The organism is Streptomyces endophyticus, from assembly GCF_035798155.1.
Taxonomy (GTDB): domain Bacteria; phylum Actinomycetota; class Actinomycetes; order Streptomycetales; family Streptomycetaceae; genus Streptomyces; species Streptomyces endophyticus.
In genome coordinates, this window is record NZ_JAOZYC010000196.1 from 205,059 (window position 1) to 211,968 (window position 6,910).

The 6,910-nt window shown below is 70.8% G+C and carries 6 protein-coding genes and 1 pseudogene; 5 read left to right on the forward strand and 2 right to left on the reverse strand.

What is annotated here, in order from left to right:
- Positions 1-2: 2 nt before the first annotated feature.
- Positions 3-248: a hypothetical protein gene (locus tag OKJ99_RS40130; RefSeq protein WP_326023413.1), complete on the reverse strand. Its 246-nt coding sequence runs from the start codon at positions 246-248 to the stop codon at positions 3-5.
- Between the two features lie 177 nt (positions 249-425).
- Positions 426-1,478 carry an MBL fold metallo-hydrolase gene (locus OKJ99_RS40135; protein ID WP_326023414.1) on the reverse strand — a complete coding sequence of 351 codons (1,053 nt, stop codon included), beginning with the start codon at positions 1,476-1,478 and terminating at the stop codon, positions 426-428.
- A gap of 214 nt (positions 1,479-1,692) precedes the next feature.
- Here OKJ99_RS40135 and OKJ99_RS40140 point away from each other — a divergent pair, with 214 nt between their 5' ends.
- The 5 genes and pseudogenes from OKJ99_RS40140 to OKJ99_RS40160 all read left to right on the forward strand — a co-directional run.
- Entirely contained in the window at positions 1,693-3,159 is a 1,467-nt protein-coding gene (locus OKJ99_RS40140) for an aldehyde dehydrogenase (protein ID WP_326023415.1), read from the forward strand.
- Between the two features lie 2 nt (positions 3,160-3,161).
- The gene (locus OKJ99_RS40145) at positions 3,162-3,395 is read left to right on the forward strand and encodes a ferredoxin (protein ID WP_326023417.1); all 234 of its coding nucleotides are present in this window, start codon (positions 3,162-3,164) and stop codon (positions 3,393-3,395) included.
- Between the two features lie 211 nt (positions 3,396-3,606).
- Positions 3,607-6,204, forward strand: coding sequence for a class III lanthionine synthetase LanKC (gene lanKC, locus OKJ99_RS40150; protein WP_326023418.1), 2,598 nt, complete (start codon positions 3,607-3,609; stop codon positions 6,202-6,204).
- 92 nt (positions 6,205-6,296) lie between these two features.
- Entirely contained in the window at positions 6,297-6,419 is a 123-nt protein-coding gene (locus tag OKJ99_RS40155; RefSeq protein ID WP_326023419.1) for a SapB/AmfS family lanthipeptide, read from the forward strand.
- Positions 6,420-6,534: 115 nt separating this feature from the next.
- Positions 6,535-6,910 (forward strand): annotated as a pseudogene (locus OKJ99_RS40160) (ABC transporter ATP-binding protein); the annotation flags it as partial.

The window sequence follows — 6,910 nt, forward strand, 5'->3', positions numbered from 1 at the left end:
CCTTAGCGGGCGTCGCCTTCGCCATCGGAGAGGAGAGGGTCGGACCAGGCCATGACCGCGACCTGCCGGCATCCGCGGGACTCGATCACGAGCACGGTGGCGCCCCGCTCCAGGGGCTCGTCCGAGTACGCGAGAAAGGTCTCGGTCCCGCCCCTGACCTGCACCAACACCTCACCCGGACCGCCGGCCCCACGTGTGCCGACGACCAGCTTCCCCGTTCGGCCGACCACTGCCTCGTCCGGCGTCATCGGCGGGCGCCCCCTTGTCGTTCCAGCTCATGTGAGCTCTTGGAGGCCGAAGATACGCCTCTGCGGGCGCCCCTTCCATGAAGGCACGGCAAAGATCCCTCCGGGGTGCGGGTTCTTGTTGCGCGGCACCGGAGTTGCGGTCTCGGGGCGCTGCCCCGGACCCCGCTGGCTCTCGTACTAGTGCGGGCTTGATTGGTACGTCACCGGGTCGCTGCCCGGGACCTGTTCCACGCGGCCCGCCTTCTGGAGGCGGCGCAGGTGGGCCTCGGCCTCCGATACCGCGATGGTCCTTGATCCGTAGGGGATTTGGGCCCACGGGCGGTTCCACTCCATGCGCTCGGCGAGCTGCCACGGGGTGAGGGGGGAGGCGAGGAGGGTGAGCAGGCCGGTCAGGCGCTCCTCGTGGTGGTCCAGCAACTCGCCCACGCGCGCCGGGGCGTCGGTGAACGTGTGCTGGTGCGCCGGGAGGACCTCCGCCGGGTCGAGCCGCCCCACTCGTTCGAGCGAGTCGAGGTAGTCGCCGAGCGGGTCCGTGACCGTGGCGTCGTCCGGGTCCTCGTACAGGCCGATGTGCGGGGTGATGCCGGGCAGCATGTGGTCGCCGGAGAACAGCCGGCCGTTGCCCGCGCGGCCCGCCGGGTGCTCCTCCTCCAGGTGCAGGCATACGTGGCCGGGGGTGTGGCCCGGCGTCCAGATCGCGCGCAGCCTGCGGCCCGGCAGGTCGAGGAGGTCGCCGGGGGTGATGGTGCGATCCGGCAACGCGGGGGCGAAGCCCGGCAGTTCGCGCGGCTTCCCGGAGTCGCGGGCCGCGATCAGCGGGGCGATGTGGTCCTCGGGCGCACCGGCCGCGACCAGCTTCGCCACCATGAACGCGTACCAGCGCGCCGGCTTGTTCTCCCGGGTGCGCCGGACCACCGCCACGTCCGCCTCGTGCATCGCGAGCCAGGCCCCGGACGCCTCCCGCACCTTGCCCGACAGGCCGTGGTGGTCCGGGTGGTGATGGGTGATCAGGACGCCGGTCAGGTCCTCGACGCGCGTTCCGCAGGCGGCCAGGCCGGTGGTCAGCGCGTCCCAGGACGTCGGGTCGTCCCAGCCCGTGTCGATGAGGACGGGCCCCGCGTCGGTGTCGACCAGGTAGACGAGGGTGTAGCCGAGCGGGTTGTCGGGGATCGGCACACGAATGCTGTGCACGCCCCCGCTGTGGTCGGTCACCTGCGTCGCCTCTGCCATCGGACACCCTCCGCCGCTCCAGCCGAACTGCGGCCACTGTACGGGAACTTGTAGAACTCGTTTCAATGGTCGCCCGGGCGAACCGTATCCGCGAGGGCGCCCCCGCCGGTGTCCGGGGTGATGCGCGAGCCCCGCACCACCCTTCCGGATCGCAACTAGAACTGGTATCAGTTCTGAGACACCGTCAGAAATGTCGTGCGTGAGGATGCCAGCCATGACCGAGCTCGTGGATTACGGACAGCTGTTCATCGGCGGGGAGTTGACCGACCCCCTCGGCAAGGACGTCATCGAGGTGGTCTCCCCGCACACCGGAGAGGTCTTCGGGCGGGTGCCGCACGCCGCGCCCGCCGATGTCGACCGCGCCGTGGCGGCCGCCCGCCGCGCCTTCGAGGACGGCCCCTGGCCGCGGATGAGCCTCGACGAGCGCATCGAGGTCATCACGAAGATCAAGGACGCGTTCGCGGTCCGGCACGAGGAGATCGCCCGCGTCATCAGCAGCGAGAACGGCACCCCGTACACCTCAAGTGTCATGGTGCAGGCGCTCGCCGCGATGATGGTCTGGGACTCCGCGATCAACGTCGCCCGCGACTTCACGTACGAGGAGACGCGCGACGGCGCCCTCGGCAAGCTCCTCGTGCGCCGCGAGCCCGTCGGCGTCGTCGCGGCCATCGTCCCGTGGAACGTCCCGCAGTTCACCGCCGCCGCGAAGCTCGCGCCCGCGCTGCTCGCCGGGAACCCGGTGATCCTGAAGACCTCGCCGGAGACGCCGCTCGACGCGTATCTGCTCGCCGAGATGGCCACGGAGGCCGGCCTCCCGGAGGGCGTGCTCTCCATCCTCCCCGCCGACCGCGAGGTCAGCGAGTACCTGGTCGGGCACCCCGGCGTCGACAAGGTCTCCTTCACCGGGTCCGTCGCCGCGGGCAAGCGCGTCATGGAGGTCGCCTCGCGCAACCTCACCCGCGTCACCCTCGAACTCGGCGGCAAGTCCGCGGCCGTGATCCTGGAGGACGCCGACGCGGGCGCCGCCGTCTCCGGCATCGTCCCGTTCGCCTGGATGATCAACGGCCAGGCCTGTGTGGCGCAGACCCGCATCCTCGTCCCGCGCTCGCGCTACGACGAGTTCGCCGACGCCTTCTCCACGGCGGCCTCGTCGCTGAAGGTCGGCGACCCGCTCGACCCGGCCACCGAGCTCGGCCCGCTCGTCGCCCGGCGCCAGCAGCAGCGCTCCCTCGACTACATCCGCATCGGCCAGCAGGAGGGCGCCAAGATCCTCACGGGCGGCGGCGTCCCGAAGGGCTTCGAGCAGGGCTGGTACGTCGAACCGACCCTCTTCGGCGACGTCGACAACTCGATGCGCATCGCCCGCGAGGAGATCTTCGGCCCGGTCATCTGCCTGCTCCCGTACGGCGACGAGGCCGAGGCCATCAAGATCGCCAACGACTCCGACTACGGCCTCAGCGGCAGCGTCTGGACCGCCGACACCGCGCACGGCGTCGACATCGCGCGCCAGGTGCGCACGGGCACGTACAGCGTGAACACGTTCAGCCTCGACATGCTCGGCCCGTTCGGCGGCTACAAGAACTCCGGCCTGGGCCGCGAGTTCGGGCCCGAGGGGTACGGCGAGTACTTCGAGCACAAGATGATCCACCTGCCCGCGGGCTACGAGCCGGAGGCGAACTGAGCATGGGTGACCGGTGGCATGTGGAGGTCGACCGGAGCGTGTGCATCGGGTCGGCGATGTGCGTGAACAACGCGCCGGACGGCTTCCGCCTCGACAGCGCGCGGCAGTCGCATCCGACGGAGGCCGACGCGGACGCGAACGAGAAGATCCTCGCGGCGGCGGAGGGGTGCCCCGTGGAGGCGATCACGCTCACGCTGGCCGACACCGGGGAGGTCGTCTTCCCGCCCGAGGATTGAGGTATGGGAACGAAGCCTCTTAAATGTGGGTTAATTCAAAAGAGTCGGGAGAACGGGTGAACTCGAACAAGGTGAACATGAGTTGACCCGTGAGTTCCGCACTGCTTTCTCGTGACAATCGTGACTGTCCCCTCCCTCGGTGCCGTGCAAATCTCTTCTGGTGGCTGGAAAAAAGGGCCACAGGCAGGGCTGCCGAGGGAGGGCGCACGTCATGGACAAGCGGTACGAGGTCTATGCGCTCGCCGACCCGTATTTCTACGAGACTCCGGACCGGCTCCGCCTCCAGGGGGCGGACCGCGCCCTGCCCGAGTACGAGACGGCCGGGCGCCCCGTGCCCGAAGGGTGGCGCGCCGACAGCAACGGCGAGTGGCTGAATCTCACGCCCCTCGACGCCCAGGGCGAGCCCCGCCAAGGTCCCAGGCAGGGCTGGAAGATCCATGCCTCAACCACCCGCGCGTACGCGGAGAAGACCGCCGGCGTCGTGTGGGACTACTGCGTACCGCGCGGCATTCCCTTCAAATTCGTACCGGGCCCGCATCTGCTCCACTTGCGGAACACCAAATACGCCGGGCGCGACATCAGTGGAAAATTCGCCACCATCTATCCGGCGGACGAGGAGAGTTGCCGACGCATTCTGGAGGAACTCGGGGAATCCCTCGAAGGCGTCGAAGGTCCGTACATCCTCACCGATCTGAGGTGGGGCGAAGGGCCGCTGTACGTGCGCTACGGCGCCTTCGCCCGCCGCATGGTCGTCAACGAGCGCGGCACCCTGGTGAGCGCCATCGAGGACAGCGAGGGCCGGCTCGTCCCCGACAACCGGGAACCCGCCTTCCAGGTCCCGGACTGGGTGACGCTCCCCGACTTCCTGAAGCCCCATCTCGACGCCCGCAACGCCACGACCGTCACCGACCTTCCGTACCGCTTCGAGAAGGCGCTGCACTTCTCCAACGGCGGCGGCGTCTACCGCGGCGTCGACACCCGCGACGGCCGCAAGGTCGTCCTCAAGGAAGGCCGCCCGCACGCGGGCCTCGCCTCCGACGGGGCCGACGCCATAGCCCGCCTGGAACGCGAGAAGGCCGCCCTGGAACGCCTGTCGGGGCTCGGTGTCGCGCCCGAGGTCCGCGACTGGTTCACCGTCGGCGACCACCGCTTCCTCGCCATGGAATACGTGGAGGGGCGCGCCCTCAACGTCTTCTTCGCCGAGCGCCATCCGCTGCTCGCCCCCGACCCGGACCCGCGGGCCGTCGCCGAGTACGCGGAGTGGGTGCGGCGGATCGTCACCGCGGTCGAGAAGGCGGTGGCCGCCGTCCATGAACGCGGCGTCGTCTTCAACGACCTGCACATGTTCAACATCATGGTCGCCCCCGACGAGGAGTCCGTGACCCTCATCGACTTCGAGGCCGCCACCTCCGTCGAGGAGAGCGGCAGCCAGCTCCTCGCCCACCCGGGCTTCTGGGCGCCGATGGACCGCACCGGCACCGACATCGACCGCTACGCGCTCGCCTGTCTGCGGATCGCGATGTTCCTGCCCGTGACCACGCTGTTCGTCGTCGACCGCGGGAAGGCCGCCCACCTCGCGGACGTCATCGCCGGTCAATTCCCCACGCTGCCGCGGGATTTCCTCGACGAGGCCGTCGCCGAGATCCTGCGGGGATACGACGGGGGAGCCCCGGCCATCGTGCGCAGTGGCGTCCCCGTCCCCGGCGACTGGCCCCGCAGCCGCGACTCCCTGGTCGGGGGCATCCTCGCCACGGCCACCCCGGACCGCGACGACCGGCTCTTCCCCGGTGACGTCGCCCAGTTCGCCATCGGCGGCGGCCTCGGCCTCGCGCACGGCGCCGCCGGAGTCCTGTACGCCCTCGCAGCGGCCGGCGCCGAACGGTACGAGGAAGGTGAACGCTGGCTCCTCGACCACACCCACCCCGTGCCGCCCGGCACCGCGCTCGGCCTCTACGACGGCATCGCGGGCATCGCGTACGCCCTCGAAGGCCTTGGGCACCCGCAACGCGCCCTCGACCTGGTCGAGAACCTGCTCAAGGAGAACTGGCAGCGCCTCGCCGGACATCTGCACGGCGGGCTCGCCGGCGTCGGCCTGGTCCTTGACCACCTCGCCCGCGCCACCGGCGAGAGCGCCCTCGCCGACCGGGCCGCGGAGGCGGCACGCATCGTCGCGGCACGGATCGTCGACGTACGCGAGAACGACCGCGCCGCCGACTCGAAGCGCAGGGCCGGGCTGATGCGCGGACTGAGCGGACCCGCCCTGTTCCTGCTGCGCAGGTACGAGCGGAACGGCGACCCGGAGCTGCTCCAACTGGCCGTGGACGCACTCCGGTTGGACCTGGCGCGGTGCAGGACGGCGCGCGACGGCGGGCTCCAGGTCGACGAGGGGCAGCGCACCATGCCCTACCTCGGCGACGGCAGCGTCGGCATCGGCCTGGTCATCGACGACCTGCTGCGGTACGCCCCGCACGACGACCTGCGGCAGGCGCGCGAGGGCATCCTCACCGCCGCCACCTCCCGCTTCTACGTCCAGCCCGGCCTGTTCGAGGGCCGTGCGGGCATGATCCTGCACCTCGCCCGCACCACGACGCCCGGCGCGACGGGCGACCGGCTCGCCGCGCAGATCGACGCCCTCGGCTGGCTCTCCATGACGTACGAAGGCCAACTCGCCTTCCCGGGACACCAGATGATGCGCCTGTCCACGGACCTCGGCACCGGAGCCGCGGGCTGCCTGCTCGCCCTCGCCGCGGCCCTCGGCGACGCAGGCGGCGCCCACCTGCCGTTCCTGCCGCCCCTGCGGCGGCCCTGAAGCCGGCTCCGGCCACCGAGAGCACGGAGTCGTGACACAACACCGCACACCCGTCCCCACGGGAACGTGATGACGAAGAGGAAGGAAGCACCATGGCACTTCTCGACCTGCAGAACCTGGAAGCCGACGAGACCGCCGGTGGCGGCGGGGGAAGCAACGTCTCCCTGCTGACCTGTGACAAGCACAGCTCCAACAGCACGATCCTTTGCCTGTGACGTCGTGTGCGTCGTGTACGTCGTGATCGGGTGAACCACGGGCGGGCCCGCCGAGGCGCGGGTCCGCCCCCTCTTTTCTTTCCGTCTCTTCTTTCCGTGAAGGAAGCGGGGCCTCATGACGGTGTCGGGCGACAGGGCGTCGGGCGACACGCTCGTACGCGGCGCGATCCGGCACAGCGCGGGCCGGTGTGCCGCCCTGTGCGCGCTCACCGTCGCGTCGGCGGGCGCGGGTCTGCTGCTCCCGTACGTACTGGGCCGCGCCCTGGACGCCCTGTTCGCCGCGCACGCCGCCGGGGTCGTCGACTCCGTCGGCGGGGAAGCGGGCCGGTGGCTGCTGGTCGCCGGCGCGCTCGTCGCGGCGCTCGTGCTCCTCGACGCCGCCGAGGACGTCCTCACCGGCACCATGAGCGCCCGCACCCGCGGCGGCACGACGGAAGCGCTGGTACCGAGGGATCGGGGCGCAGGTCGCCGTCGCCATGGTGCTGGGCGTG

Excerpts from the sequence above, each read along its gene's own strand:
- OKJ99_RS40130 (WP_326023413.1), bottom strand. The coding sequence starts at position 248 with ATGACGCCGGACGAGGCAGTGGTCGGCCGAACGGGGAAGCTGGTCGTC.
- OKJ99_RS40145 (WP_326023417.1), top strand. The coding sequence starts at position 3,162 with ATGGGTGACCGGTGGCATGTGGAGGTCGACCGGAGCGTGTGCATCGGG.
- lanKC (WP_326023418.1), top strand. The coding sequence starts at position 3,607 with ATGGACAAGCGGTACGAGGTCTATGCGCTCGCCGACCCGTATTTCTAC.
- OKJ99_RS40155 (WP_326023419.1), top strand. The coding sequence starts at position 6,297 with ATGGCACTTCTCGACCTGCAGAACCTGGAAGCCGACGAGACCGCCGGT.
- OKJ99_RS40140 (WP_326023415.1), top strand. The coding sequence starts at position 1,693 with ATGACCGAGCTCGTGGATTACGGACAGCTGTTCATCGGCGGGGAGTTG.
- OKJ99_RS40135 (WP_326023414.1), bottom strand. The coding sequence starts at position 1,478 with ATGGCAGAGGCGACGCAGGTGACCGACCACAGCGGGGGCGTGCACAGC.